This window comes from Burkholderia sp. A2, assembly GCF_001729305.1.
Lineage (GTDB): Bacteria > Pseudomonadota > Gammaproteobacteria > Burkholderiales > Burkholderiaceae > Burkholderia > Burkholderia sola.
On the sequence record NZ_LZXX01000085.1, the window covers coordinates 1 to 25,137 of the forward strand.

A 25,137-nucleotide genomic window follows, 5' to 3' on the forward strand; every position below is an offset into this window, starting at 1 on the left:
TCCCGTAACCGTTGACGAGCGTGCGCAATGCATCGGCCTCGGCGGCGATCGCCGGGTGATGCTGCGCGAGCGCCTTCGTGACCGGGTGCGACGGCTGCCCGTCGACGAGTGCCGCGAGTTCCTTGTGCCACCACGCGAGCTTCGTGTGCCCGACGGTCGGATCGCTGGTTTCCTTGACGGTTTCCTCGAGTTCGCGGCGCAGCGCGAACAGCGCGGTCAGGCGCGGTTGCGTGGCGAGCGGCGCCTGGCGCAGCGCGTAGTAGACGCTGGGGCCGGCGGGGGCGGCCTTTTGCTGACAGTAGTCGTCGAAGTTCACGGGCGAAATCGGGTGGGGCGGGTTCGGGGGACGCGCGGCGGCGCGCTGCCGAAACGTCGAGCGCGGCATTCTAGCACCGCGGCACGACGGGCGCCGACGGGGCGAGACAACGCCGAACGGATCGGGTAGAATCTCGCGCTCGCCTGATCGGGCATGTCGGTTTTCGGGCCGGCGTGAAGTCCCGGGCAAGCTCCGGGCGCGTGGAGCACGCATCTTGCGTCCCCCCGCGATCAGGCGACGGAAATGCGCGTGAGTGGCGAAATTGGTAGACGCACCAGGTTTAGGTCCTGACGCCCGCAAGGGTGTGCCGGTTCGAGTCCGGCCTCACGCACCAGAAGTCGAACGCGCCCCGTCACGGGCCGTTCGCGAAAAAGCGCTGCCGGTCGGCTGACCGCAGCGCTTTTTTGTTGATGGCCCTCAGCCGGGATGATGCCATTCGCGCAGGCACGGTAAATCGGCGACCGGTAACATGGCGTGATGTTTCCACACGCTGGCTGTTCAACGGGGGCCGTCGATGACCAACACCGTACGTACGTCGATCGGCGTTCTCGCGCTGATGCTGGCCATGCCGGCGGTCGCGGCCACGCCTGCCGACAACGTGGCGTGGAGCGCAAGACCCGAGGCGACCGTCAGGAAGCCGCTGGACTGCCCTGTTTCCACTTCGACTTCTGCGGGGTGGCGGATCGTGGGCGGTGAGCCTCCTTCCGCGGAGTCCGTGCTGAAATCGGTTGGTACGGTGCTGGCTGTGTCTGCACTCAGTGTGGTATCGAGGGGCAGCATGCAACAATCCGTGAACGCATGCCGGCCTGCAAATGGCTCGTAGGTGAGCGCTGCGTCGGTCGCCAATCAAGCGCCGCACGTCGCCCGACCGCGACGCTTCGCCGTTTCCGCCGGACCTATTCCCAGAAGCTGCGGATCGCGACGGCCACGATCACCGGCACCGAGAACACCAGCGGAATCGCGAAATACTGCGCTTCCCGGTCGACGACCCAGCTATAGATCACCCACGCCGCACCGATCGCGAACGTGATGAGGCCAACCGTCACGGCGGCGATGTTCAGGGCCAGCTTCGACGGCTGGCGGCGCGTTTTGGCGTTGTCGTTGTTGTCGCGCGGGGACGATTTCATCGGAAGAGTGCGGCCTCGTGCCGGAACAGGGGTAAAGACACAGGAAACCCCATCCGCACCGATCGCGCAAGGGCCGGCGCCAGCCGGCCCCGTCACGTCCGTTCGCGCGTTACAACCCGAAAGACGCGGCCAGTTCGTCGAGCAGGGCGCGCTGGAACGCGACGAACCGCTCGCCCGGCTGCTGCGCGATCGCGAGATCGAGCATCGGATCGGCGACCTCGGTGCGAATGCCGGCCAGTTCCTCGACGATCGCGAGCCCGCAGAACGGTACGTACGCCTCCGAATAGCCGCCTTCGTGAACGATCACGAGCCGCCCGCCGCAATGGCGCTGCGCGGCGTCCTTCACCGCGCGGGTCATGAACCGGTAGCTGTCGGTATGCAGCTGCATGCGCGCGAGCGGATCGACCGCGCTCGCATCGAGGCCGCTCGCGATGACGATCAGCTCGGGGCGAAAACGCGCGAGCGCCGGCAGCACGATCCGCTCGAACGCATAGCGATACGCATCGTCGCCGCTGCCCGCGAGCAGTGGCACGTTCAGGTTCGCGCCGATGCCCGCGCCTTCGCCGCGATCGTCCGCGCCGCTGTAGCCGGGCGGGAAGCAGCGGTCCTGGTGCAGCGAGATCGTCAGCGTATCGGGATCGTCGTAGTAGATCGACTGCGTGCCGTTGCCGTGATGCACGTCCCAGTCGATCACCGCGACGCGCTCGATGCCGTGCTTCGCGCGCGCGGCCTCGATCGCGATCGGGATGTTCGCGAGCATGCAGAAGCCCATCGGGCGGTCGCGCAGGCAGTGATGGCCGGGCGGCCGCGACAGCGCGAACGCATTCGCCGCGCGCTCGCCGACGACCGCCTCGACCGCCGCGATCGCGAGACCGGCCGACAGCGCGGCGATCTCGTAGCTGCCCTTGCCGAACGGCGCGAGATCGCCGAGATCGCCGCCGTTCGCGTCGCTCAGCGCGCGGAACGCGTCGAGGTAATGCGCCGGATGGATGCGCAGCAGGTCGGCGGTCGTCGCGGGCTCGGCGCCGCGCAGGTCGAGCTGTGCGGCCAGGCCCGACGCCTGCACGAGCGACAGGAAGCGGCGCTTCGAATCGGGCGATTCCGCGTAGCCCGCGCTCGACGGCGGCTGGACCCAGCCGCCGACCGGGAAGAACAGCGCGTGCGTGCCGCCGGTATGCCAGAAAGTGCGTTCGTCGGTGAAGAAGGCAGTGCGATTCATGGATGCGTGACCTGTCACGGTTGGGAGGAAACGGAAGAACGGCGATCGATGTGGCGCAGCGCGGTGAACGACACGATCGCGACGGCCGTCGCGGCCGCGAACAGCACGCGCATCGTGCCGCCGGCGTCGAGCATCAGGCCGGCCAGCAGCGGACCGGCGGCGAGGCCCGCGCCGATCACGAAATTGAGCGTTGCGACGAGGCGGCCCGATGCGTCGATCTGCGCGACGGTCGCGAGGATGAACGGCAGCACGAAGGTCCACGCGAACTTGAACGTGAAGATCGCCGCGCTGTAGCCGGCGGTGTCACGCATCGCGGCGAGCGCGACGAGCGACGCCGCGAGCAGCGCGTAGCCGGCCGCCAGCATCGCGCGCCGCGCGAGCCGGCCGCCCGCGCACGACGCGAGCGCCGCGCCGGCGATCCCCATCACGCTCGCGATCGCGAGCACGTTGCCGGTCGACTGCGGATCCAGCCCGGCCTCGGCGGCCGCGCGGCTCGCGAACGTCCACACGCTGCCGATCGCGAGATAGAACGTCAGCACCGCGCCGATGGCGAGCACGACGAAGCGTCGCGGCATGTGCGGCGCGTCGCCGCGCGCGGATGCCGTCCGCGTGCCGAGCGACGACGGAAAGCCGCGCGACAGCGGCGCCGCGAGCAGCGCGAGCGCGGCGAGCGCGACGTACAGCGCGCGCAGCCCGAATGCGGCGAACACGTGCGGCAGCACGAACAGGCCGATCGCGCCCGCGATCAGCTGGCCGACGACCCACAGGCCGTACACGCGGTCGCTGTTTTTGCTCGTCGCCGCGCTCGTCATGCAGAGCACCATCAGCGAGCCGCCACCAAGCGCCGTGACGGCGCGCAGCGCGAGCAGCGCGGCGAAGCCCGGCATCCATAGCGCGGTCAGCAGGTTGCCTGCGCCGAACAGCGCGATGGCGAACGCGGCGACGCGGCGCGCATCGACCCGACCGAGCCACAGGTAGGACGGCACGGTCGCGAGGCTGAACGCGCCGAGTTCGATGAAAAAGTACGTACCGATCTGCGATGCGGACAAGCCGAGCTGCGTCGCCAGCTGACCGGCGACGGCGGGCGCCACGAGGAGCAGCAGCGGCGTGACGGCCGCGAACACGACGAGCGCGACGAGCGTCGAGCGTGCGAATGTCGATGCGCGACCGTCGGGCGAAAGGGCGGCATCCGGGGACAGGGTTTTCATGGCGGGATCTCGTTGGGGGAATCAGAACAGGTGGTACATGCCGACCATCGCGCCGAACTGCGACGCGCCGGCGAGCGGCGTCGGGTCGTATTCGTAGACGGTCTGCGAGCTCTGGCCGCTGTTGCGCGCATAGCCGAGGTTCACGTACGCGACGGTGCGTTTGGACAGCGCGTACGTCGTGCTCGCGATGAACAGCGTTGGATGGCCGATCGCCGGCATGCGCGAATCGGTGTGGTAGATGCCCGCATTCAGGCCGATCCCGTTCGACGTCAGGTAGCGCGCACCGCCCCAGACGATCGTGCGGGCCGCGTCGAGGTCGCCGGTCAGGCGCTCGACGCCCGCATACACGGTGAGCGGCAGCGTCGCGAACGCATAACGCGTGGCGAGCGTGCCGAGTTCGCGACGCCGCGCGGACGCGTCGGCCGCCGCCGATACGTCGCCGTGCGCCTGGTGCAGCACCGCGCTCACCGACAGGCCGTTGCTCGTGTACTGGCCGCCGAGCTCGAGCACGCGTCCGGCGCGCGTATTGCCGGCGACGCCCGACGTCGCGGCGAGCGCCTCGACGTCGAAGCCGGCGAAGGTCGGCGACTGGTATTTGACCGAGTGATCGATGAAATTCGCGCTCATCGGCACGAGTACGCCCTGGCCGCTGTACGACGCATACCAGAGCGGGTCGTAGAACAGCGTCTTGTCGAACAGCACGCTGAACTGGCGGCCGAGCGTGACGGTGCCGACCGGCCCCGCGATGCCCACGTATGCGCCGCGGAAGAACGCGTAGCCGGGCACGGTCGCGGTGCCGTCGTTGAGGTTGAGGCCCTGTTCGAGCTTGAACAGCGCGCGCCAGCCGCCGCCGAGATCCTCGTGGCCCTTGATCCCGACCTGCGAAGGCAGGATGCCGTAGTTCTGCAACCGCAGGGCCGAACGATGCCCGTCGGCGTGCGTCAGGTATTGCACGCCGGCGTCGAGCGCGCCGTACAGCGTGAGGGTGGACTGCGCATGCGCGGCGGCGCCGCATGCGGCCAGCGTCGCGGCGGCCGCGGCCGTGCGGATGAAGCGGGGTGTCGTCACGTCGGGTTCTCCATACCGTCCTGCATCGGTTTGTCGTTGGTGTGGTCGCGACGCAGTGTCCGCAGCGGGAAAACCGTCGAACAGTCGTCCAGATGAACGGTGCGGAAAACCCGCGGCGCGCGGCGCGAAGGCCGCGCGATGCCGCCGCGCGCCGTGCTGCGCAGCACAAACGGGCGGCGCACCGTTCAAATGGATGGGGCAGGCGAGCGTTCCGGCGCCGTGGCCCGCCAAAAAAGCCGCTCGCTATAATCGGCCGGTGTCGTTGCGCACATCAGCAGCCCGAGCGGGCAGGGGAGCGGAAAGTGAGGATCACGACGGATATCGGGCAGGATCTCGACGCACTGCGCGACGTGCCGGCCGCCATCGTGCTCGACGAGTTCGCGTGGCCGCCGCGGCCGGCACGTCGCGCCGATTTCGACGGCGTCACGCGCGGCGACGCAGCGCAGCGTGCACTCGGGCTGATGCTGCTCGACCTGTACGCGGTGGCCGCGCAGTCCGCCATCGGCGAATTCGAATACCGGTTCTTTTCGCTACTGCAGGCGCTCATGCCGTTCGATGCCGCGTGGACGGGCGTTGCGACCCATCTGCCGACCGGTCCGGTGATGCACAACAGTTTTTTGTACCGGTTGCCGCACGCGTTCTTCATCGACTGGAAGCGCGTGCGCGATTGCGATCCGCTTGCGCACCGCACGTTGCGCGGCGCGCACGGTCGCGCGGTGCGGCTGTCGGTCGTCGAGCCGGGGCTCGATGCGCGGTTTCGCGACTGGTGCGTGAAGTACGGGCTCGCGCAACTGATGTTCGTGTGTACGCTCGACCGCCGCTTCGGCCTGACGACGTTCGTGTCGATCTACCGTCAGGGCCTGAACCGGCCGTTCAGCGACGACGACGCGTGTCGTTTCGAGGAGGTCATTCCGCATCTCGCGGCCGCGTTGACGATCAATCGGGCCGCGCAGCTCACGCGCGAACGCGAGCGCGCCGACACGGTCGCGCCGGCGGCGCGTGCGCTGTGCGACAACTTCGGGGTGCTGCACCATGCCGATCACGGGTTCGACGACGTGCTGCGCACCGAATGGCCGGCCTGGGCCGGCGCGCGCGTGCCGGAGCCGCTCGTCGCGCACCTGCGGCGCCAGTCGGGCCGGCCGTTCGTCGGCGACGCGCTGCGCATCCAGTGCGTGCCCGTCGCGGGGCTGTTCCAGATCGACGCGCGGCCGCGCTCGCTGCTCGACCGGCTGAGCCCGCGCGAACTCGCGGCGATCCGTTTTTACGGCGCCGGGCGTTCGCACAAGGAAGTCGCGCAGCAGATGGCGATCTCGCCGACGACCGTGCGCCACTACCTGCGCTGCGCGTACCGCAAGCTCGGCATGCACGACAAGAGCCAGATCGCCGGCATGCTCGGCGCGACCGGCGGTGCGACCGACGACGAAGCGGTGGAGGCCGGCGGCCTGCCGCGCTGACGCGTACGAACGTGTGCCGCGCGGAGGGGCTCTACGCGGGCTGAATGGTTGTGCACGCAACCATTCAGCGTTATGCTCGTCAGCTCCCAGGAGGCGGAATGCCATCATGAACGACACGAATTTGGGGTCGGCGCGCACGGCGGTGGTCGGCGTCGGCGCGATCGGCGGATTGCTCGCGGCCGCGTTGTCGAGAGCCGGCATGACCGTGAGCGCGTACGCACGCGGCGCGACGCTCGATGCGCTGAATACGCACGGCGTGCGCGTGATCGACGAGACGGGCGCAACCTCGTCGGTGCCGGTGCGCGCCAGCGACGACGCGGCGGCGCTCGGCGTGCAGGACTACGTGGTGATCGCGCTGAAGGCACAGGCGCTGCCGGCGCTGGCCGCGCGCATTGCGCCGCTGGTCGGGCCGGACACCGTGATCGTCGCGGCGATGAACGGGCTGCCCTGGTGGTTCACGCACGGGCTCGAAGGGGCGATCGACGGCGTGCCGCTCGATGCGGTCGATCCGGCCGGTGCGGTGTCGGCAGCGTTGCCGCCCGCGCAGGCGATCGGCTGCGTCGTGCACCTGTCGTCGAGTACCGACGCCCCGGGTGTCGTGCGTCGCGGGCGCGGCAACCGGCTGATCGTCGGCACGCCCGATCCGCGGCTCGACATGGCCACCGCGCGGTTCGCCGCGGCGCTCGCGGCTGGCGGTTTCGACGTCGAGTCGACGCGTGCCATCCGGACCGAGATCTGGGCGAAGCTGTGGGGCAACATGAACATGAATCCGCTGAGCGCGCTGACCGGGTCGACGGCCGAGCAATTGCTCGACGATCCGTTCACGCAGGATCTCGCGCTGCGGATGATGGAGGAGGCGGCCGCGATCGGCGCGAGGCTTGGCCTGTCCACCGGGATGAGCGGCCCCGAGCGGATCGCGGTCACGCGCAAGCTCGGCGCGTTCAAGACGTCGATGCTGCAGGATTTCGAGGCGGGGCGCTCGCTGGAGATCGGGCCGATCCTTGGCGTGTTTCCGGAGCTCGGCCGCAAGCTTGGCGTGCCGACCCCGTACTGCGACGCGGTGCTCGGGTTGTTGCGCCAGCGCGCGACGAACAGCGGGTTGTAGTGCGCACGGGGCGGCTGAATTCGCGGCTGCCGGGAACGCGACCACGTGCGTTTCGTGCGATGCCGCCGCATGATGCAAAACGGGCCGCCCGGATCGCGCGTGGCGCGACCCGGGCGGCCCGTCCGATTCGTCGGATCAAACCTGCCGACAGCGCTCGCCGATCCGGCGAGGCCGCCCGCCTCGCGGCTCAGTCGTCGCGTTCGGTCGCGTGCGTGACGACCTTGTCGAGCAGCCGCTCGAACGTCTGACGTTCGCTGTCGGACAGGCATGCGAGCAAGCCGTCGTTCCATTTGCGCACGATCGGCATGATCTTGCGATGCAGCGCGCGACCGTCCGGGGTCAGCGCGATCAGCACGATCCGGCCATCTTCGTCGCTCGCGCTGCGCTCGAGCAGCCCCTGGCGCAGCAGCGCTTCGGCCGCCCGGCTCGCCTGGCTCTTGTCGAGATTGGTGTGGCGCGCGAGATCCATGATCGAGAACGGGCCGAACGCGCCGACGGCGGCGATCACGCGCGCCTCGGGCAGCGAGATGTCGAGCTTGTGCCGGTACACCTCGCCGATCCCGCGGTCGGAGCGCTTCGTGAGCGCATGGAGGCGATAGGTCAGAAACTGATCGAGCCCGGCTTGACGGCCTTTCATGTCGAATCCTGAAGAAAAAGGGCGGGCCCGATTGTTCCTGTATCGCGCGCTCGGGTCAACGGTCAGTGTGCACCGTACTTCAGGCGTGTCAACTGTTCCGCTTCGTTCGCGAGCAGGTTGGCCGCGTCACGGATCGCGACGTCGAGCGTGATCGGCCCCGGAGCCGGCGAAAAGCAGCCGGAGAAATGCTCGGACAGGCGCGGCAGCGCGGCCGGGTCGACCGCGCCGGACAGCAGCGACGCGCTCACGCCGGCGGCCCGCGCATGCCGGCACGCGATGAACGGCGCCTTGCCGTGCAGCGTCTGCACGTCGGAGCGGCCTTCGCCGGTGATCAGCCAGTCGGCGCCGGCCAGTGCGGCGTCGAGCCCCACCTGGCGCGCGACCACTTCCGCGCCGGGCTCGAAGCGTGCGCCGAGCATATGCAGCGCGAAACCGAGGCCGCCCGCGGCGCCCGCACCCGGCAGATCGCGGCCGCGGCGGTCGAGTTCGGCTTCGAGCAGGTCGGCGAAGCGGGCGAGGGCCGCGTCGAGGGTCGCGACCTGGGCGGCTGTCACGCCCTTTTGCGGACCGAACACGGCGGTCGCGCCATGCGCGCCCGTCAGCGGGTTGTCGACGTCGGACATGCCGACGAATTCCGTTTCCTTCAGGCGCGGATCGAGCCCCGATGCGTCGATGCGCGCGATGTCGGCGAGCCGCGACGGCACCGGCTCGACCGGCTGGCCGGCGGCGTCGAAGCACTGCAGGCCGAGGCCCGCGAGCAGCCCGGCGCCCGCGTCGTTGGTGCTGCTGCCGCCGAGCGCGACGAAGAAGCGGCGCACGCCGTCGTCGAGCAGCGTGCGGATTGCCTCGCCCATCCCGCGCGTGCTGCGCGCGTCGACCGGCACGCTCATGCCGACCGGGTCCGTGATGCCGACGATCTCGGCCGTCTCGACGATCGCGGTGCGCGCATCGATCACGCCGACCGCCGCATCGCGCGCCGCCAGCGACGCGCCGGCCACCTGCAGCGTGCGCCGCGTGCCGCCGCCCGCCAGCATCGCGTCGAGCGTGCCTTCGCCGCCGTCGGCCATCGGGCAGCAGCGCACCACGGCGTCGGGCCGGGCGCGGCGGATGCCGACGGCGATCGCGTCCGCGACCTGCTCGGCGGAAAGCGAGCCTTTGAACGAATCGGGCGCGATGACGACGACAGGCGCGGACGGGTGTTGCGGCATGGTGTCTCCGGAAGGCGTGATTGGTGTGAAGAATGAATGGTCGGGCCACGAGGGTGGCGCACACGCTATTGGAGCTTACAGGATGGCGGGCCGCGGGTGGATACGCCGTTCGGCATAGCGGCGATCCGCGTGCATGGGCCGTGCAACGGGCCGTCGACGGCGCGGGACGCATGCGTGTCGCACCGATCTGGCGGTATGAGGAAAATTGTTTGCTAGAATAGTCGATTCTTCCGGCCAAAGCCGTGCTCCGAGCCGCTTGCGCTAGCCATCCGGCGCGTGCAGGGATGGCGTGGCGCTCCGGCGTGGCATGCGAGTGCGACGCACCGCATGCTGCAGGCAGGCACGGCAAGGAAAACCCGATTCGCTCGAATAATTTTAGGACGATTGAAGCCATGGCTAACGTTGTTGAGAACCTCGGCAAGCTTGAACGCCGTGTGACGATTTCTTTGCCGAAAGACACCGTGCAGAAGGAAATCGACGCCCGCATCCAGAAACTCGCGAAGAACGTTCGCATGCCGGGTTTCCGCCCGGGCAAGGTGCCGCTGAAGATGGTCGCGCAACAGTACGCGGGTCAGGTCGAGGCGGAAGTGCTGAGCGACAAGATCGGCCAGGAATTCTTCACGATCAGCCGCGCGGAAAACCTGCGCGTCGCCGGCCAGCCGAGCTTCGAGCCGAAGCAGGAACAGGCCGAGGATGCATATGCGTTCGACGCGACGTTCGAGGTTTACCCGGAAGTGAAGATCGGCGATCTGGCGACGGCTGAAGTCGAGCGCTCGACCACGTCGATCGGCGACGCCGAAATCGACCGCACGCTGGACATCCTGCGCAAGCAGCGCGTGCACTTCCACGCACGTGGCGAAGCCGGCGAGCACGGCGACGGCGGCGCGGACACCGCAGCGAAGAACGGCGACCGCGTGACGGTCGACTTCGTCGGCAAGATCGACGACGTCGCGTTCCAGGGCGGCACGGCCGAAGATTTCCCGTTCGTGCTCGGCGAAGGCCGCATGCTGCCGGAATTCGAAACGGCGGCGCTCGGCCTGAAGGTCGGCGAACAGCGTACGTTCGACCTCAAGTTCCCGGACGATTACCACGGCAAGGACGTTGCCGGCAAAACGGCGCAGTTCACGGTCACGATGAAGAAGATCGAATGGCCGCACCTGCCGGAAATCGACGCGGAATTCGCGAAGTCGCTCGGTATCGAAGACGGCGACCTCACGAAGATGCGCGCCGAGATCAAGGAAAACCTCGAGCGTGAAGCGAAGCGTCGCACGCAGTCGATCGTCAAGAACCAGGTGATGGACGCGCTGCTGAAGATTTCCGAACTCGACGTGCCGAAGGCGCTGATCGAGCAGGACCAGCAACGTCTCGTCGAAATGGCTCGCCAGGATCTGGCGCAGCGCGGCGTGCCGAACGCGAAGGACGCGCCGATCCCGGCCGAAATGTTCGCCGAGCAGGCCGAGCGTCGCGTGAAGCTGGGCCTCGTGCTGGCCGAACTCGTGAAGGCGAACGGCCTCGAGGCGAAGCCGGAACAGATCCGCGCGGAAGTCGACGAGTTCGCGAAGAGCTACGAAGACCCGAAGGAAGTGGTCCGCTGGTATTATTCCAACCAGCAGCGCCTCGCCGAGATGGAAGCGTTCGTCGTTGAAAGCAACGTCGTCGATTTCGTGCTGGGCAAGGCAAAGGTGACGGACAAGGAAGTGAGCTTCGAGGCACTCGCGAGCGCATCGGCGCAAGCGTAAGTGTTGCTCTAGCGGCGTGCCGGCTGTCGGAGCGACGGCCCGCACGCCGTTTTTACGTCAAGCGCACGGTTGCCATTAATATGGCGATTGGGCGGGCGGCTTCCTTCCGTTCAATTTTCCATTCGAACAAGGTTCATTGAATGATCACTCGCGCTGAATTGCTGGACATGCTTGCTTCGAACGCGCCGCAGGGTTTCGAGGCGCAAGCGCTGGGGCTGGTGCCGATCGTCGTCGAAACGAGCGGCCGCGGCGAGCGTTCGTACGATATCTATTCGCGTCTCCTGAAGGAGCGCCTGGTGTTCATGGTCGGCGAAGTGAACGACCAGACCGCCAACCTCGTGGTCGCGCAATTGCTGTTCCTCGAGAGCGAGAATCCCGACAAGGACATCAGCCTCTACATCAACAGCCCGGGCGGCTCGGTGTCGGCCGGGATGGCGATCTACGACACGATGCAGTTCATCAAGCCGGACGTGTCGACCCTCTGCATGGGCCTCGCGGCCAGCATGGGCGCGTTCCTGCTCGCGTCGGGTGCGAAGGGCAAGCGCTTCGCGCTGCCGAATTCGCGCGTGATGATTCACCAGCCGCTTGGCGGTGCGCGCGGCCAGGCATCCGACATCGAGATCCAGGCACGCGAGATCCTCTACCTGAAGGAGCGGTTGAACAACCTGCTCGCGCAGCATACGGGCCAGGACGTCGAACGCATCGCGCGCGACACCGACCGTGATAACTTCATGTCGAGCGAGGACGCGAAGGCGTACGGGCTGATCGATCAGGTGCTGTTGAAGCGCCCGTGAGCTTAAACGGGGTGCCGCCCCGATTCGGGCCGGCGCCCTCAAACGTCCCGAGTGCCCTGAGCATCTGCGGCAAGCGCATCCAGCCGGCTCCGGTCGCGCCCTAGGCGCGGCGTCCGGAGCAATCGGCGTATCATGTCATTTACCTGTCCGGAGGCTCTACATTCATGGCGGACAAAAAAGGTTCGAACAGCGAGAAGCTGTTGTATTGCTCGTTTTGCGGGAAAAGCCAGCATGAGGTGAAAAAACTCATCGCGGGCCCGTCGGTGTTCATCTGCGATGAATGTATCGACCTCTGCAACGAAATCATTCGCGACGAGGCGGCTGCCGCCGGCGTCGAGGCCAGCCTGTCCCGGTCGGATCTGCCGAGCCCGCAGGAAATTCGCGACATCCTCGATCAGTACGTGATCGGCCAGGAGCGCGCGAAGAAAATCCTCGCGGTGGCCGTGTACAACCACTACAAGCGCCTGAAGCATCTCGACAAGAAGGACGACGTCGAGCTGTCGAAGAGCAACATCCTGCTGATCGGCCCGACGGGCTCCGGCAAGACGCTGCTCGCGCAGACGCTCGCACGGTTGCTCAACGTGCCGTTCGTGATCGCCGACGCGACGACGCTGACCGAAGCCGGCTACGTCGGCGAGGACGTCGAGAACATCATCCAGAAGCTGTTGCAGAACTGCAACTACGAAGTCGACAAGGCTCAGCGCGGGATCGTCTACATCGACGAAATCGACAAGATCAGCCGCAAGTCGGACAACCCGTCGATCACGCGCGACGTGTCGGGCGAGGGCGTCCAGCAGGCGCTGCTGAAGCTCGTCGAGGGCACGATGGCGTCGGTGCCGCCGCAGGGCGGCCGCAAGCACCCGAACCAGGATTTCATCCAGGTCGACACGACCAACATCCTGTTCATCTGCGGCGGCGCGTTCGACGGTCTCGAAAAGGTGATCACCGATCGTACCGAGAAAACCGGCATCGGCTTCGGCGCGACGGTCAAGAGCAAGCAGGAACGCGATGCGGGCGAAGTGCTGCGCGAGACGGAACCGGAAGACCTGATCAAATTCGGTCTGATCCCCGAATTGATCGGCCGCCTGCCGGTGGTCGCGACGCTCGGCAAGCTCGACGAAGCCGCGCTGATGAAGATCCTGGTCGAGCCGAAGAATGCGCTCGTCAAGCAGTATCACAAGCTGTTCGCGATGGAGCGCGTCGAACTGGAAATCCGGCCGGGCGCGTTGCAGGCAGTCGCCCGCAAGGCGATCCGCCGCAAGACCGGCGCGCGCGGTTTGCGTTCGATCATCGAACAGGCATTGCTCGACGTGATGTACGAGCTGCCGACGATGAAAGGGGTCAGCAAGGTCATCATCGACGAGAATGTCATCGATGGGGACGGCAAGCCCTTGCTGATCTACGAGGACACGCCGAAGGTGGCGGGTTCGAACTGACCGGCTTGCCGACGATGTTCAGCGAAAAAGGCCGTTCATGAGTCCGTGGGCGGCTTTTTTTCGTTTATCTTGTGGGTAACTCTGACTCGACACGCGGTGGTTACTTTCTTACCGAATATTTCCCGCACTTGAAGGCTTGCAATTCGTTGTGGCGGCCTCAATTACCGAACAATTGATTCCACTCATGGGGAAATGAAATGTCAGGCACCCAACTTCTCCCGCCGGAACGCATCACGCTCCCGCTGCTGCCGCTGCGGGACGTCGTCGTTTTCCCGCACATGGTCATTCCGCTCTTCGTGGGCCGGCCGAAATCGATCAAGGCCCTCGAAGCAGCGATGGAAGGCGGCAAGCACATCATGCTCGTCGCCCAGAAAACCGCGGCCAAGGACGAACCGACCGAAAAGGACATGTACGAGGTCGGTTGTATCGCCAACATTCTGCAGATGCTGAAGCTGCCGGACGGCACCGTGAAGGTGCTCGTCGAGGGCCTGCAGCGCGCGAAGGCGTTGTCCATCGAGGAACAGGAGACGCAGTTCTCCTGCGAAGTGATGCCGCTCGAGCCGGATCACGCCGACAGCGCCGAGACGGAAGCGCTGCGTCGCGCGATCGTGTCGCAGTTCGACCAGTACGTGAAGCTGAACAAGAAGATCCCGCCGGAGATTCTCACGTCGCTGTCGGGCATCGATGAAGCCGGTCGCCTCGCGGACATGATCGCCGAGCGCCTGCCGCTGAAGCTCGACCAGAAGCAGCACATCCTCGAGATGTTCCCGGTGATCGAGCGCCTCGAGCACCTGCTCGCGCAGCTCGAAGCCGAGATCGACATCCTGCAGGTCGAAAAGCGCATCCGCGGGCGCGTGAAGCGCCAGATGGAAAAGAGCCAGCGCGAGTACTACCTGAACGAACAGGTCAAGGCGATCCAGAAGGAACTGGGCGAGGGCGAGGAAGGCGCGGATCTCGAGGAGCTCGAGAAGCGCATCAACGCCGCGCGCATGCCGAAGGAAGCCAAGAAGAAGGCCGACGCCGAGCTGAAGAAGCTGAAGCTGATGTCGCCGATGTCGGCGGAAGCGACCGTCGTGCGCAACTACATCGACACGCTGATCGGCCTGCCGTGGCGCAAGAAGAGCAAGGTCAACAACGACCTGTCGAACGCCGAGCAGGTGCTCGACGAGGATCACTTCGGCCTCGAGAAGGTCAAGGAACGGATCCTCGAGTATCTCGCGGTGCAACAGCGCGTGGACAAGGTCAAGGCGCCGATCCTGTGCCTCGTCGGGCCTCCGGGCGTCGGCAAGACGTCGCTCGGCCAGTCGATCGCGCGTGCGACGAACCGCAAGTTCGTCCGGATGGCGCTCGGCGGCGTGCGTGACGAAGCCGAGATCCGCGGCCACCGCCGCACGTACATCGGTTCGATGCCGGGCAAGATCCTGCAAAGCCTCGCGAAGGTCGGCGTGCGTAATCCGCTCTTCCTGCTCGACGAAGTCGACAAGATGGGCATGGATTTCCGCGGCGATCCGTCGTCGGCGCTGCTCGAGGTGCTCGATCCCGAACAGAATCACACGTTCGCCGACCACTACATCGAAGTCGACTTCGATCTGTCGGACGTGATGTTCGTCGCGACGTCGAACTCGCTGAACATTCCGCCGCCGCTGCTCGACCGGATGGAAGTGATCCGCCTGTCGGGCTACACGGAAGACGAGAAGGTCAGTATCGCCCAGCGTTACCTGCTGCCGAAGCAGAAGAAGAACAACGGGCTGAAGGAAGGCGAGATCGAGGTCACCGAGCAGGCGATTCGTGACATCATCCGCTACTACACGCGCGAAGCCGGTGTGCGTTCGCTCGAGCGCGAAGTGTCGAAGATCTGCCGCAAGGTCGTGAAGATGCTGCTGCTGAAGAAGGCGTCGGGCGCGATCAAGGTCGATGGCGAGAATCTCGACACGTTCCTCGGCGTGCGCAAGTACGACTTCGGCCTCGCGGCGAAGGAAAACCAGGTCGGTCAGGTGACGGGCCTCGCGTGGACGGAAGTCGGTGGCGACCTGCTGACGATCGAAGCCGCGGTGATGCCGGGCAAGGGCAACGTGATTCGTACGGGCTCGCTCGGCGACGTGATGAAGGAGTCGGTCGAGGCTGCGCGTTCGGTCGTGCGCTCGCGTTCGCGTCGTCTCGGTATCAAGGACGAAGCGTTCGAGAAGCAGGACATCCACATCCACGTGCCGGAAGGCGCGACGCCGAAGGACGGTCCGTCCGCCGGCGGTGCGATGACGACCGCGCTGGTGTCGGTGCTGACGGGTATTCCCGTGCGGGCCGACGTCGCGATGACGGGCGAGATCACGTTGCGTGGCGAAGTGCTGCCGATCGGCGGGCTGAAGGAAAAGTTGCTGGCGGCGCATCGCGGCGGCATCAAGCTCGTGCTGATCCCGGAAGAGAACGTGAAGGATCTCGCGGACATTCCGGACAACGTGAAGAACGCGATCGAAATCGTGCCGGTCCGCTGGATCGACAAGGTGCTGGAGCTCGCGCTCGAGCGTTCGCCAACGCCGCTGCCGCCGGAAGAAGAGGCGAAGGCTGCGGCGCCGGTCGGCGAGGCGGCGAAGGATGCCGGCTCGACGGAAGTCGTCAAGCACTGAGGCCCTGAACACCGTCGTTGCTGACGGTCGTTCACGAAACCCGCGGCAGTGTCCGCGGGTTTTTTATGCGCATCGGAATCGTGCGAGCGCGCGCGGTAAAAAAATTCGCGTGCAGGCTTGGCAAAATGATCGGGGATGAATTAAACTTGCGGGCTCGCTGATTGTTGATGCGGAAACGCAGATCGCAGTTAGAACGAATCGGAAACGGGTGCTTAGCTCAGCTGGTAGAGCGGCGCCCTTACAAGGCGTAGGTCGGGGGTTCGAACCCCTCAGCACCCACCAGTTTCCCGATTCAGCCAGACCAAGGAGCGGTAGTTCAGTCGGTTAGAATACCGGCCTGTCACGCCGGGGGTCGCGGGTTCGAGTCCCGTCCGCTCCGCCAAACAAACAACAATGCCCGCCTAGTGCGGGCATTGTTGTTTGTGCGTTCGGTCGTTGTGCCCGCTTGCGGGCGCGTGACTGCGGAGTGGAGGAAGCCGCCTGCGCGGCTTCCGGCGGGACTCGAAGGGTTGCGCGTGCACGCGTAACCGCGGCCTGCAGGATGTAGGCGAGTCCCGTCCGCTCCGCCAAAAAATAAGAAAGCCCGCCTTGTGCGGGCTTTCTTATTTGCATCGTTCGTTGCGCCCGCTTGCGGGCGCGTGACCGCAGAATGGACGAAGCCGCCGCGCGGCTTCCGGATTCCGGTTCCATTCGCGCACAGCATTTGCCTGCTTTTTTCCCGTCCCACCCCGTATGTTGTAATATCGGTCGTTTTGTCCAATTTTCCCGTCACGCATGCTCGATTTCTTCCGTAATCACCAGCGCCTGATGATGGCGCTCCTGCTCCTGATCGTGTTGCCGGGGCTGGGTTTCGTCGGGATCCAAGGCTTCCGCGGCTTCTTCGACGACAGTGCGAACGTTGCGGCGGTCAACGGGCACAAGATCACGCGGGTCGAATTCGACGGCGCGTTCCGCCAACAGATCGACCAGGCGCGCCAGGCGCTCGGTGGGCAGTTCGACATCAAGATGTTCGACACGCCCGAGCATCGCAAGCAGGTGCTCGACGGCCTGATCCAGCAACGCGTGCTGGCCGACGAGACGCAACGTCTGCACCTGACCGCGTCCGACAACGCCGTGCGCGATGCGCTGATGAGCGATCCGATGATCGCGTCGCTGAAGAAACCCGACGGCACAATCGACGTCGAACGCTATGCGCAATTGCTGTCGTTCCAGGGGATGACGCCCGAGCAGTACCAGGAGCGCGTGCGTTACAGCCTCGCGCTGCAGCAGATTCCGGCCAGCATCGTGTCGAGCGCGTTCACGCCGAAGAGCCTCGCGCAACGCCTGTCCGAACTCGCCGCGCAGCAGCGTGAAGTGCAGGCGCTCGTGCTGAAGACGAGCGACTTCGCAGCGAAGGTCCAGCCGACCGACGCGCAGCTCACCGCGTACTACGACGCGCACAAGCAGAGCTTCGCGACGCCCGAAACCGCGACGATCCAGTACCTCGTCTATTCGCCGGCCGCGGCGGCCGCGAGCGCGCAGCCGACCGAAGCGGACATCAAGAAGTTCTACGACGACAACCCGACGCATTTCCGTACCGAAGCACAGGTGCGCGTGAGCCACATCTTCATCGCCGCGCCGGGCAGCGCCAGCGCGGCCGACAAGGCGGCCGCGAAGGCGAAGGCCGAGCAACTGCTCGCCGACGTGAAAGCGCATCCCGATCAATTCGCGCAGATCGCGCAGAAGAGCTCGCAGGACGCGCCGTCGGCGGCGAAGGGCGGCGACCTCGGCTTCATCACGCGCGGCTCGACCGCGGGCGGCAAGGCGTTCGACGACGCCGCGTTCTCGCTCAAGCAGGGCGACGTGAGCGGTATCGTGCAGTCGGATCTCGGTTTCCACATCCTGAAGGCGACCGAAGTGAAGCCTGCCGTCGTCAAGCCGTTCGCGGAAGTGAAAGACCAGATCGCGATCGACCTGAAGCAGCAGTACGCGGCGAAGGCGTTCTCGGACAATGCGGAAGGCTTCACGTCGACCGTCTACGAAAAGGCGAAGACGCTGCAGCCGGCCGCGGACAAGTACAAGCTGACGATCCAGACGGCCACCGTCACGCCGACGCCGAATCCGCAGCTGCCGCCGACGAGCCCGTTGAACAATCCGAAGTTCCTGGCCGCCGTGTTCGCGAACGACTCGGTGAAGAACCAGAACAACACGCAGGCGATCGACGTCGGCAACAACACGCTGATTTCGGCGCGCGTGACCGAGCACAAGCCGGCTGCGGTGCCCGCGCTCGACGCGATCAAGGATGTCGTGCGCCAGAAGGTCATCGCCGAGCAGGCCGCGGAACTCGCGAAGAAGGACGGCGCGGCGAAGCTGGCCGAATTGCAGAAGTCGAAGTCGGCCGACGGCTTTACGGCCGCGCAGAAAGTGTCGCGCACGCAGTCGCAGGGCCTGACGCCGGCCGCGCTGAGCGCCGTCTACAAGGTCGATGCGAAGACGCTGCCGGCTTACGTCGGTGTCGACCTCGGCGCGGACGGCTATGCGATCTACCGCGTGAACGCGGTGATCCCCGGTTCGGCGGTCGATCCGCAGCAACTGGCGGCCGCGCAGCAGCAGATGGCGCAGGTCGACGCGCAAAGCGAAGGCGAAGCCTACCTCGCCGCGCTGCGCGACCGTTCGAAGGTGAAGCTGTACGGCAGCACGACGGCCAGCCAGCAGCAGGACGGCGACAACTGAGCACCGTTTCGCCCGCAACCATCGAAAAGCCCCGCTCGAAGCGGGGCTTTTTGTTTTCCGGTGCGCTGCGCTCAGCCGTGCGGCTTGCCGAGCAGCGGCTTCAGCGCCGGCCATACATTGTCGAGCAGGATGCCCTGGGCCTGCTGCGCGGGATGCATCTGATCGGCCTGGAACATGTCAGGCTTGTTCTCGATGCCGGCCAGCAGGAACGGCACGAGCGGCACGCCGAGATCCTTCGACAGCCGCGTATAGACGGCATGGAACTTCTGTGTGTAGTCGGGGCCGTAATTGGGCGGCACGTACATGCCGACCAGCACGACCTTTGCCTGCGCACGTCGCGCGCCGGCGATGATGTCGCGCAGGTTCTGTTCGGTCGTCGCGAGCGGCACGCCGCGCAGCGCATCGTTCGAACCGAGTTCGACGACGACGATCGACGGCTTGAGCCGCTGCAGCACCGCGGGCAGCCGCGCGCGGCCGCCGCTCGTGGTGTCGCCGCTGACGCTGGCGTTCGCGACGCTATAATCGATTCGCTCGGTCGCGAGCCGTTGCCGCAGCAACGCCACCCAGCCGGTGTCGCGCGGCAATCCGTATTCGGCCGACAGGCTGTCGCCGAGCACGACGATCACGGGCGGGCTCGATGCCGGCGCCGTCGCGGCGCGTGCGGGCACGGTGACGGCCAGCAGGGTGCCCAGCAGCGCGGCGGCCGCCGCGCGTCTTTTCCAGCGAAATGTCGTGTCCATGTTCAAGATTACCGATCCGATCATCGAAGTCCATGACGTGTGCAAGCGGGTCGCCGATGCAACGGGCGAGCTGACGATCCTCGACGGCATCACGCTCGCCGTGCCGCCGGGCAGCAGCCTCGCGATCGTCGGCGCGTCGGGGTCGGGCAAATCGACGCTGCTCGGCGTGCTCGCAGGGTTGGACAGCGCGACGAGCGGCACGGTTCGCCTGCTCGGTCGCGCGCTCGACCAGCTCGACGAGGACGAACGCGCGGCATTGCGCAACGGCGCGGTCGGCTTCGTGTTCCAGTCGTTCCAGTTGATGCCGCACCTGACGGCGCTCGAGAACGTGATGCTGCCGCTCGAACTGCAGGGCGGCATCAGTGCGCGCGACGCGGCCGACCGCGCCCGGGCGCTGCTCGTGCAGGTCGGTCTCGGCGAACGCACCGCGCATTATCCGAAGCTGCTGTCGGGCGGCGAACAGCAGCGCGTCGCACTCGCACGCGCGTTCGTCACGCGCCCGGCGATCCTGTTCGCCGACGAGCCGACCGGCAGCCTCGACGCGGCCACCGGCCACGCGGTCATCGACCTGATGTTCGAACTGAACCGCACGCACGGCGCGACGCTCGTGCTCGTCACGCACGATGCCGAACTCGCGCGCCGCTGCGCGACGACGGTCACCATCGACGCCGGGCGCATCGTCGCGCCGCGCGCGGCTTCGCGCAACGCGTGAATGTTCGTACCGGCCGCGGGGTGGAACGCGCGGCCGGCACCACGGGCATGACGTCGCCGCGTCAGTGCTTCAACGCTTGAGCGCCGCGCGAGCGCGCTCGATCAGCGCGGTGGTCGACGAGTCGTGCTTCGCCGGATCGACCGAATCGGCCGACAGATCGGCTTCGACGACCTTGCCCAGAATCTTGCCGAGCTCGACGCCCCACTGGTCGAACGGATTGATGTCCCACACCGTCGCCTGCACGAGCACCTTGTGCTCGTAAAGCGCGATCAGCGCGCCGAGCGTGCGCGGCGTCAGCGCATCGACGAGCAGCGTCGTGGTCGGGCGGTTGCCGGGGAACGTCAGGTGTGGCGCGAGCGCTTCCTTGCCCGGCCCGGCGACCTTGAGCGCTTCGTCGAGCGTGCGGCCGAGCATCAGCGCCTCGCTCTGCGCGAAGCAGTTCGCGAGCAGCTTCGGATGATGGCTCGCGAGCGGATGCTCGGGCGTCAGCACCGCGATGAAGTCGATCGGCACGATCGTCGGCCCCTGGTGCAGCATCTGGAAGAACGCATGCTGGCCGTTGGTGCCCGGTTCGCCCCACGTGACGGCCGACGTCGGGTAGTCGACGAAGGCGCCGTCCAGGCGCGCGGACTTGCCGTTGCTCTCCATCTCGAGCTGCTGCAGGTACGACGGCAGGTAGTGCAGCGCTTCCGAGTACGGCGCGACGAGATAGCTCTGCGAGCCGAAGAAGTTCCGGTACCAGATGCCGATCAGGCCGAGCAGCACCGGCAGATTGCGCTCGAGCGGCGCTTCGCGGAAGTGGCGGTCCATGTCGTTCGCGCCGGCCAGCAGCTCGTCGAACTGTTCGGGGCCGACCGCGATCATGATCGACAGGCCGACCGCCGACCACAGCGAATAGCGGCCGCCGACCCAGTCCCACATTTCGAACACGTTGTCCGCGGCGATGCCGAACTTCACGACTTCGGCCGGATTCGCCGACACGCCGACGAAGTGTTTCGCGAGCGCATCCTCGGGGCAGCCGCGCGCGACGAACCAGTCGCGCAGCGAGCGTGCGTTCGTCATCGTCTCGAGCGTCGTAAACGTCTTCGACACGATGATCGCGAGCGTTTCCTCGGGATCGACCTGTTCGAGCACGCGCGCGAGATCGGCGCCGTCGACGTTCGATACGAAGTGGGTCGAGATCTCGGGCGTCGCGACGTGGTGCAGCGCATGCACGACCATCTTCGGGCCGAGATCCGAGCCGCCGATGCCGATGTTGATCACGTGGCGGATGCGCTTGCCCGTATAGCCCGTCCATGTGCCGCTGCGCACGGCGCGCGCGAACGTCGCCATCTTCGCGCGCTCGGCGCTCACCTGCGCGTGGAACGGAGCCTGCGGATCGGTCGCGCGCAGCGCGGTGTGCAGCGCGGCGCGGCCTTCGGTCGGGTTGACGACCTCGCCCGCGAACATCGCGTCGCGGCGTGCCTCGACGCCGGCGTCGCGCGCGAGCTGCACGAGCAGGCGTAGCGTTTCGTCGTCGATGCGGTTCTTCGAGAAATCGGCCGCGAGACCGCCGCCCGGAATCGTGAAGCGTTCGGCGCGGGTCGGCGCGCGGTCGTTTTCCGGCGCGAACCAGTCGCGCAGCCGCGCGTGGCGGATCTGTTCGAAGTGGGATTGAAGGGCAGTCCAGGCGGGGAGCGATTTCAGCGTCATGGCGGTTCGAGTGAAGCGTGAATCGGGAGGAATGCCGCGCCGGCTCATCGTGATCGGAAGGCCGGCGGACGAGAAGGCCCGCCGTGCGGCGGGGCAGTCAGTATAGCGGCGTTACGTGTCGGCGCGCGGCGACGGATAAAAAAGGCGATTGACCAGCGTGCGCACCATCGGCGCGAGTTCGCCCGCGGTGAGCCCGGCCGGGCCGGTGCCGTTCGCGGTCAGCGTGTCGGCCGCGAGGCCGTGCAGGTAGACGCCGGCCAGCGCGGCTTCGTACGGCGCGACTCGCTGCGCGAGCAGCGCGCCGATCAGGCCGCCGAGCACGTCGCCGGTGCCGCCGGTGGCGAGTGCGGCGTTGCCGGTCGGGTTGATCGTCACGCGGCCGTCGGGCGCCGCAATCACCGTACCCGAGCCCTTCAGCACGACGATGGCCGCGTAGCGTGCGGCGAGCGCTTGTGCAGCCGCGACGCGATCGCGCTGCACCGAGGCCGTGTCGCCGCCGAGCAGGCGCGCGGCTTCGAGCGGATGCGGCGTCAACACGCACGGATTGCCGCGTGCGCCGCGCGCGGCGATGGCGGTCGCGAGGTCCGCGTGCGTCGCGACGAGGTTCAGCGCGTCGGCGTCGAGCAGCGTCGCCGTGTCGTGCGCGAGCACGTCGCGCACCAGCGTCGCCGCGGCTTCGCGCGTGCCGAGCCCGCAACCGGCCGCGATCGCGGTCATCGTGCCGAGATCGAGGGTGTCGGCCGGGTGCAGCATCAGTTCGGGGAAGGGCGGATCGTACGGCGGCGCGCCCGCGCCAAGGAAGCCGACGTGCACCTTGCCGGCGCCCGCGAACAGCGCGGCGCGGGCGGCGAGGATCGGCGCGCCGCACATGCCGGTGTCGCCGCCGAGCACCGCGAGGCTGCCGTACGTGCCCTTGTGGGATGCGAACGCGCGCGCGGGCAGTGCCGCGGCGAACCGCGCGGGCGCATTCAGCACGATGGCCGGTGCGGCGGGCGGCGCGACGTCGAGCGACGCGACGTGGATCTCGCCGGCGAGATCGCGGCCGTCGCCCGTGTAGAGGCCGGGCTTCGCGCCGATGAAGGTGAGCGTGTGGGTGGCCGCGACGGCGGCGCCCGCGCCGACGATCCGGCCCGTATCGCTGTCGAGTCCGCTCGGCACGTCGAGCGCGAGCACGCGGCCGCCGCCGCGGGCATGGGCGGCGATGCGCGCGGCCTGCTCGGCGAACGCGCCGTCGAGCGCGCGGCCGAGACCGATGCCGAACAGCCCGTCGACGACCCACGCGTAGCCCTCCAGCGACGCGGGCGGGGCGGCCGACAGCGGCACGCCGGCCGAGCGTGCGAGACCGAGCGCCCATTGCGCGTCGTCCGGCTTGACCGGCACCGGCATCCACGCCTGCGTCGCGACGCCAAGCTGCTGGAGTTGCGCGGCGGCCACCAGCGCGTCGCCGCCGTTGTTGCCGGGGCCGACTGCGAACCAGACGGGGCGATCGTCGCCGGCGACGCGCTCGGACAGCCAGCGCGCGGCGGCCGCGCCGGCACGGCCCATCAGCGTGTGCGGCGGCAGCACCGCGGTGGCGTCGGCTTCGGCCGCGCGCAGGTCGGCGACGCGCAAGAGCGCGATCGGATCGGAATCGGGGAGCGGGCGGGTAACGCGGGTAACGGGGGTAACGGTCATCGCGGGATCGTGGCGGCTGGCAAGGGTGCCGCCACGGGCCGGCCCGCGGCGGTCAGGTCGTGAAGCGGCCGGCGTTCAGCGCGGCGAGCGTGTCGGCGGGCCAGTGCTGGGCGTTGCCGCCCAGATAGTCGGTCACCACTTTAGCAGACCCGCACGCGAGGCCCCAGCCGGCCGGGCCATGGCCGAAATTGACGAACACGCGCGGATGCGGGGTCGGACCCACCACTGGCAAGCCGTCCGGCGACAGCAGTTGCATGCCTTGCCACGACAGCGCGGCCGAGATCTTCGCGGCGCCGGGCACCCAGTCGTGGACGGCCTGGCCGAGCAGCGCGAGCGCGGCCTCGGACAGCGGCTCGGCGAGCGGCTTCGCGGTATCGGCGAGGCTCTGCAGGACGGCGGCTCCGCCGATGCGCAGCCGCTGGTGGGTGCGCGTGATCGAGATCCGCTTGATCGAATCGACGACGCTCAGGTGCGGCGCATGTTCTTCGTACGCGACCGGCGCGGTGAGCGTATGAATGCGCACCGGGTGCAGCGGCAGGCGCCAGCCGAGCCGTTCGAGCAGCGCAAGGCTGCCGGCACCGGCGGCGACCACGATCGCATCGGCGGACATCACGTCGACCTCGCGCGCGCGCGCCGCGCTCCGGTTGCCGGGCGGCGCGAGTTCGACCGCGACGCGGCCGTTGTCGACGCGGATCGCGGCGACGTCCGCGCCGAAGCGGAACTGCACGCCGTGCTCGTCGAGCGTCTGCTTGACCAGTTTCGCGAACAGCGGGCAGTTGCCGGTGCGCTCGGTTTCGAGCAGCACGCCGCCGGCAAAGCCGGGTTCGGCCGGCACCGAAGGCTCGAGCGCCACGCATTCGTCGGCGGTGAGCGTGCGGTACGGCTGGTCGAGCGTGCGCAGCAGGTCGAGCGCGGGTTGCAGCGCGTCCCAGTCGCGCGGATCGCGCACGACGTGCAGGAGGCCGGGCTTTTGCTCGAATTCGAGCTCGAGGCGCGCCTCGATATCGGCGAGCGTGTCGCGCGACACGTCGATCAGCGGGCGCAGCCGCGCGTACTGCGCGGCAAATGCGTCGGGCTCGCGCAGCGTGCCGAGCTGCTTGACGAAGCGGCGCACGCCGCCGTTGAAGCCCGGCTTGTAGACGATGCCGCTGTCGCGCGCCTGACGCTGGTGCATGAAAGTCGGGCCGAACCAGACGTCGAGCGGGCTCGGCAGCAGGGCGCCGCCGTCGCCATAGGTCGCGCCTTGCGCGACGGTCGCGTGGCGTTCGACCACGCACACGCGATGGCCGGCCGCGCGCAGCTGGTAGGCGGTGGCGACGCCGCTGATTCCGCCGCCGATGACGATGACATCCATTGGATTGCTTCGATGACGGGCGGCGCGCACGCCGCCCGGTGAGAATTCGCTGAGGGCCCGGGCCCGGTGAACCCGGAATGATAGCGCCAAAAGTGCGCGAGCCGGCGGCGGCCGAGCATGGGCCCGTGCGGCCGCGCCACGGCGGCCGCCCCGCGGGCCCGCGCGGGGCCGGCCTCGCGTGCGGCCGGGTGCGCCGCCCGCACGGTCGCCGTGGCGGTGCAGGCGGACTACCGATTGGCCGGTCTTGGGCGGCCGACTTCCGGGTATAATTACGGCCTTCCTTTCGCCCCACGTCGCCACCTCGCGCGACTCATCGACGTC

Annotated in this window: 21 protein-coding genes and 3 tRNA genes; 11 read left to right on the plus strand and 13 right to left on the minus strand. The window is 67.6% G+C overall.

Translation table 11 applies throughout. From position 1 onward, the window contains the following. Positions 1 to 316 (minus strand): squalene/phytoene synthase family protein (locus A9Z05_RS08910; RefSeq protein WP_176730182.1); only part of this gene is annotated, 316 nt, incomplete at its 3' end. Between the two features lie 247 nt (positions 317 to 563). On the opposite strand from A9Z05_RS08910, the gene A9Z05_RS08915 reads away from it, so the two are divergent. After that, positions 564 to 650 (plus strand) — tRNA-Leu (locus A9Z05_RS08915). A 164-nt stretch (positions 651 to 814) separates the two neighbouring features. Here A9Z05_RS08915 and A9Z05_RS36845 read toward each other — a convergent pair. The 6 genes from A9Z05_RS36845 to A9Z05_RS37245 all read right to left on the minus strand — a co-directional run bounded on the left by A9Z05_RS36845 (position 815) and on the right by A9Z05_RS37245 (position 5,105). Next, complete coding sequence (locus A9Z05_RS36845; protein ID WP_069617765.1) at positions 815 to 1,096, minus strand: hypothetical protein; 282 nt, start codon at positions 1,094 to 1,096, stop codon at positions 815 to 817. 116 nt (positions 1,097 to 1,212) lie between these two features. Then, positions 1,213 to 1,443, minus strand: a complete 231-nt coding sequence (locus A9Z05_RS08925; protein WP_006487995.1) for a hypothetical protein — start codon at positions 1,441 to 1,443, stop codon at positions 1,213 to 1,215. Between the two features lie 109 nt (positions 1,444 to 1,552). Beyond that, the gene (locus A9Z05_RS08930) at positions 1,553 to 2,662 is read right to left on the minus strand and encodes a class II histone deacetylase (RefSeq protein ID WP_069617766.1); all 1,110 of its coding nucleotides are present in this window, start codon (positions 2,660 to 2,662) and stop codon (positions 1,553 to 1,555) included. Between the two features lie 14 nt (positions 2,663 to 2,676). Next, a complete protein-coding gene (locus A9Z05_RS08935) occupies positions 2,677 to 3,870 on the minus strand; it encodes an MFS transporter (protein ID WP_069617767.1) in 1,194 nt (397 codons plus the stop codon). 21 nt (positions 3,871 to 3,891) lie between these two features. Next, positions 3,892 to 4,938 (minus strand): porin, encoded by a 1,047-nt coding sequence (locus A9Z05_RS08940; protein ID WP_069617768.1) that lies wholly within the window; start codon positions 4,936 to 4,938, stop codon positions 3,892 to 3,894. Then, on the minus strand, positions 4,935 to 5,105 hold the full coding sequence (locus A9Z05_RS37245) for a hypothetical protein (RefSeq protein WP_256121925.1): 171 nt from the start codon (positions 5,103 to 5,105) through the stop codon (positions 4,935 to 4,937). Before A9Z05_RS37245 ends, A9Z05_RS08940 begins: the two co-directional genes overlap by 4 nt. A gap of 135 nt (positions 5,106 to 5,240) precedes the next feature. Between A9Z05_RS37245 and A9Z05_RS08950 the strand changes: the two genes are divergently transcribed. Then, the gene (locus A9Z05_RS08950) at positions 5,241 to 6,392 is read left to right on the plus strand and encodes a helix-turn-helix transcriptional regulator (protein WP_069617770.1); all 1,152 of its coding nucleotides are present in this window, start codon (positions 5,241 to 5,243) and stop codon (positions 6,390 to 6,392) included. 106 nt (positions 6,393 to 6,498) lie between these two features. Beyond that, complete coding sequence (locus A9Z05_RS08955) at positions 6,499 to 7,497, plus strand: 2-dehydropantoate 2-reductase (protein WP_069617771.1); 999 nt, start codon at positions 6,499 to 6,501, stop codon at positions 7,495 to 7,497. Between the two features lie 187 nt (positions 7,498 to 7,684). Here the strand turns inward: A9Z05_RS08955 and A9Z05_RS08960 are convergent, their stop codons facing one another. Together A9Z05_RS08960 and A9Z05_RS08965 are read right to left on the minus strand one after the other, a co-directional pair. Then, positions 7,685 to 8,134 carry a MarR family winged helix-turn-helix transcriptional regulator gene (locus A9Z05_RS08960; RefSeq protein WP_069617772.1) on the minus strand — a complete coding sequence of 150 codons (450 nt, stop codon included), beginning with the start codon at positions 8,132 to 8,134 and terminating at the stop codon, positions 7,685 to 7,687. 62 nt (positions 8,135 to 8,196) lie between these two features. Beyond that, complete coding sequence (locus tag A9Z05_RS08965) at positions 8,197 to 9,342, minus strand: glycerate kinase (protein ID WP_069617773.1); 1,146 nt, start codon at positions 9,340 to 9,342, stop codon at positions 8,197 to 8,199. Between the two features lie 392 nt (positions 9,343 to 9,734). On the opposite strand from A9Z05_RS08965, the gene tig reads away from it, so the two are divergent. The 7 genes from tig (at position 9,735) to A9Z05_RS09000 (ending at position 18,644) form a co-directional block, all read left to right on the plus strand. Beyond that, positions 9,735 to 11,081: a trigger factor gene (tig, locus tag A9Z05_RS08970; protein WP_069617774.1), complete on the plus strand. Its 1,347-nt coding sequence runs from the start codon at positions 9,735 to 9,737 to the stop codon at positions 11,079 to 11,081. 140 nt (positions 11,082 to 11,221) lie between these two features. Beyond that, entirely contained in the window at positions 11,222 to 11,875 is a 654-nt protein-coding gene (gene clpP / locus A9Z05_RS08975; RefSeq protein WP_006496351.1) for an ATP-dependent Clp endopeptidase proteolytic subunit ClpP, read from the plus strand. Positions 11,876 to 12,039: 164 nt separating this feature from the next. Continuing rightward, positions 12,040 to 13,311, plus strand: a complete 1,272-nt coding sequence (gene clpX / locus A9Z05_RS08980; RefSeq protein ID WP_006489345.1) for an ATP-dependent Clp protease ATP-binding subunit ClpX — start codon at positions 12,040 to 12,042, stop codon at positions 13,309 to 13,311. Positions 13,312 to 13,508: 197 nt separating this feature from the next. Next, a complete protein-coding gene (gene lon / locus A9Z05_RS08985) occupies positions 13,509 to 15,932 on the plus strand; it encodes an endopeptidase La (protein WP_050013282.1) in 2,424 nt (807 codons plus the stop codon). A 206-nt stretch (positions 15,933 to 16,138) separates the two neighbouring features. Beyond that, positions 16,139 to 16,214 (plus strand) — tRNA-Val (locus A9Z05_RS08990). A 23-nt stretch (positions 16,215 to 16,237) separates the two neighbouring features. After that, a tRNA-Asp gene (locus A9Z05_RS08995) sits at positions 16,238 to 16,314 on the plus strand. Positions 16,315 to 16,706: 392 nt separating this feature from the next. Beyond that, positions 16,707 to 18,644: a SurA N-terminal domain-containing protein gene (locus A9Z05_RS09000; protein ID WP_069617775.1), complete on the plus strand. Its 1,938-nt coding sequence runs from the start codon at positions 16,707 to 16,709 to the stop codon at positions 18,642 to 18,644. Positions 18,645 to 18,715: 71 nt separating this feature from the next. On the opposite strand, the gene A9Z05_RS09005 is transcribed toward A9Z05_RS09000, so the two are convergent. Beyond that, positions 18,716 to 19,384, minus strand: a complete 669-nt coding sequence (locus A9Z05_RS09005) for an arylesterase (protein ID WP_069617776.1) — start codon at positions 19,382 to 19,384, stop codon at positions 18,716 to 18,718. Between A9Z05_RS09005 and A9Z05_RS09010 the strand changes: the two genes are divergently transcribed. Next, positions 19,383 to 20,096 carry an ABC transporter ATP-binding protein gene (locus tag A9Z05_RS09010; protein WP_069617777.1) on the plus strand — a complete coding sequence of 238 codons (714 nt, stop codon included), beginning with the start codon at positions 19,383 to 19,385 and terminating at the stop codon, positions 20,094 to 20,096. The two genes, A9Z05_RS09005 and A9Z05_RS09010, sit on opposite strands and share 2 nt — an antisense overlap. Positions 20,097 to 20,165: 69 nt before the next feature. Here the strand turns inward: A9Z05_RS09010 and pgi are convergent, their stop codons facing one another. From pgi to A9Z05_RS09025, 3 genes are all read right to left on the minus strand, one after another. After that, positions 20,166 to 21,788: a glucose-6-phosphate isomerase gene (gene pgi / locus A9Z05_RS09015; protein ID WP_069617778.1), complete on the minus strand. Its 1,623-nt coding sequence runs from the start codon at positions 21,786 to 21,788 to the stop codon at positions 20,166 to 20,168. Positions 21,789 to 21,899: 111 nt separating this feature from the next. Continuing rightward, positions 21,900 to 23,462: an NAD(P)H-hydrate dehydratase gene (locus tag A9Z05_RS09020; protein WP_069617779.1), complete on the minus strand. Its 1,563-nt coding sequence runs from the start codon at positions 23,460 to 23,462 to the stop codon at positions 21,900 to 21,902. A gap of 52 nt (positions 23,463 to 23,514) precedes the next feature. Next, complete coding sequence (locus A9Z05_RS09025; RefSeq protein ID WP_069617780.1) at positions 23,515 to 24,816, minus strand: FAD-dependent oxidoreductase; 1,302 nt, start codon at positions 24,814 to 24,816, stop codon at positions 23,515 to 23,517. Positions 24,817 to 25,137 lie beyond the last annotated feature (321 nt).

Bases quoted from the DNA above. Each gene is read 5' to 3' on its own strand.
- A9Z05_RS36845 (WP_069617765.1), bottom strand. From the start codon at position 1,096: ATGCTGCCCCTCGATACCACACTGAGTGCAGACACAGCCAGCACCGTA.
- A9Z05_RS08925 (WP_006487995.1), bottom strand. From the start codon at position 1,443: ATGAAATCGTCCCCGCGCGACAACAACGACAACGCCAAAACGCGCCGC.
- A9Z05_RS08930 (WP_069617766.1), bottom strand. From the start codon at position 2,662: ATGAATCGCACTGCCTTCTTCACCGACGAACGCACTTTCTGGCATACC.
- A9Z05_RS08935 (WP_069617767.1), bottom strand. From the start codon at position 3,870: ATGAAAACCCTGTCCCCGGATGCCGCCCTTTCGCCCGACGGTCGCGCA.
- A9Z05_RS08955 (WP_069617771.1), top strand. From the start codon at position 6,499: ATGAACGACACGAATTTGGGGTCGGCGCGCACGGCGGTGGTCGGCGTC.
- A9Z05_RS08960 (WP_069617772.1), bottom strand. From the start codon at position 8,134: ATGAAAGGCCGTCAAGCCGGGCTCGATCAGTTTCTGACCTATCGCCTC.
- A9Z05_RS08965 (WP_069617773.1), bottom strand. From the start codon at position 9,342: ATGCCGCAACACCCGTCCGCGCCTGTCGTCGTCATCGCGCCCGATTCG.
- tig (WP_069617774.1), top strand. From the start codon at position 9,735: ATGGCTAACGTTGTTGAGAACCTCGGCAAGCTTGAACGCCGTGTGACG.
- clpP (WP_006496351.1), top strand. From the start codon at position 11,222: ATGATCACTCGCGCTGAATTGCTGGACATGCTTGCTTCGAACGCGCCG.
- clpX (WP_006489345.1), top strand. From the start codon at position 12,040: ATGGCGGACAAAAAAGGTTCGAACAGCGAGAAGCTGTTGTATTGCTCG.
- lon (WP_050013282.1), top strand. From the start codon at position 13,509: ATGTCAGGCACCCAACTTCTCCCGCCGGAACGCATCACGCTCCCGCTG.
- A9Z05_RS09000 (WP_069617775.1), top strand. From the start codon at position 16,707: ATGCTCGATTTCTTCCGTAATCACCAGCGCCTGATGATGGCGCTCCTG.
- A9Z05_RS09010 (WP_069617777.1), top strand. From the start codon at position 19,383: ATGTTCAAGATTACCGATCCGATCATCGAAGTCCATGACGTGTGCAAG.
- A9Z05_RS09005 (WP_069617776.1), bottom strand. From the start codon at position 19,384: ATGGACACGACATTTCGCTGGAAAAGACGCGCGGCGGCCGCCGCGCTG.
- pgi (WP_069617778.1), bottom strand. From the start codon at position 21,788: ATGACGCTGAAATCGCTCCCCGCCTGGACTGCCCTTCAATCCCACTTC.
- A9Z05_RS09020 (WP_069617779.1), bottom strand. From the start codon at position 23,462: ATGACCGTTACCCCCGTTACCCGCGTTACCCGCCCGCTCCCCGATTCC.
- A9Z05_RS09025 (WP_069617780.1), bottom strand. From the start codon at position 24,816: ATGGATGTCATCGTCATCGGCGGCGGAATCAGCGGCGTCGCCACCGCC.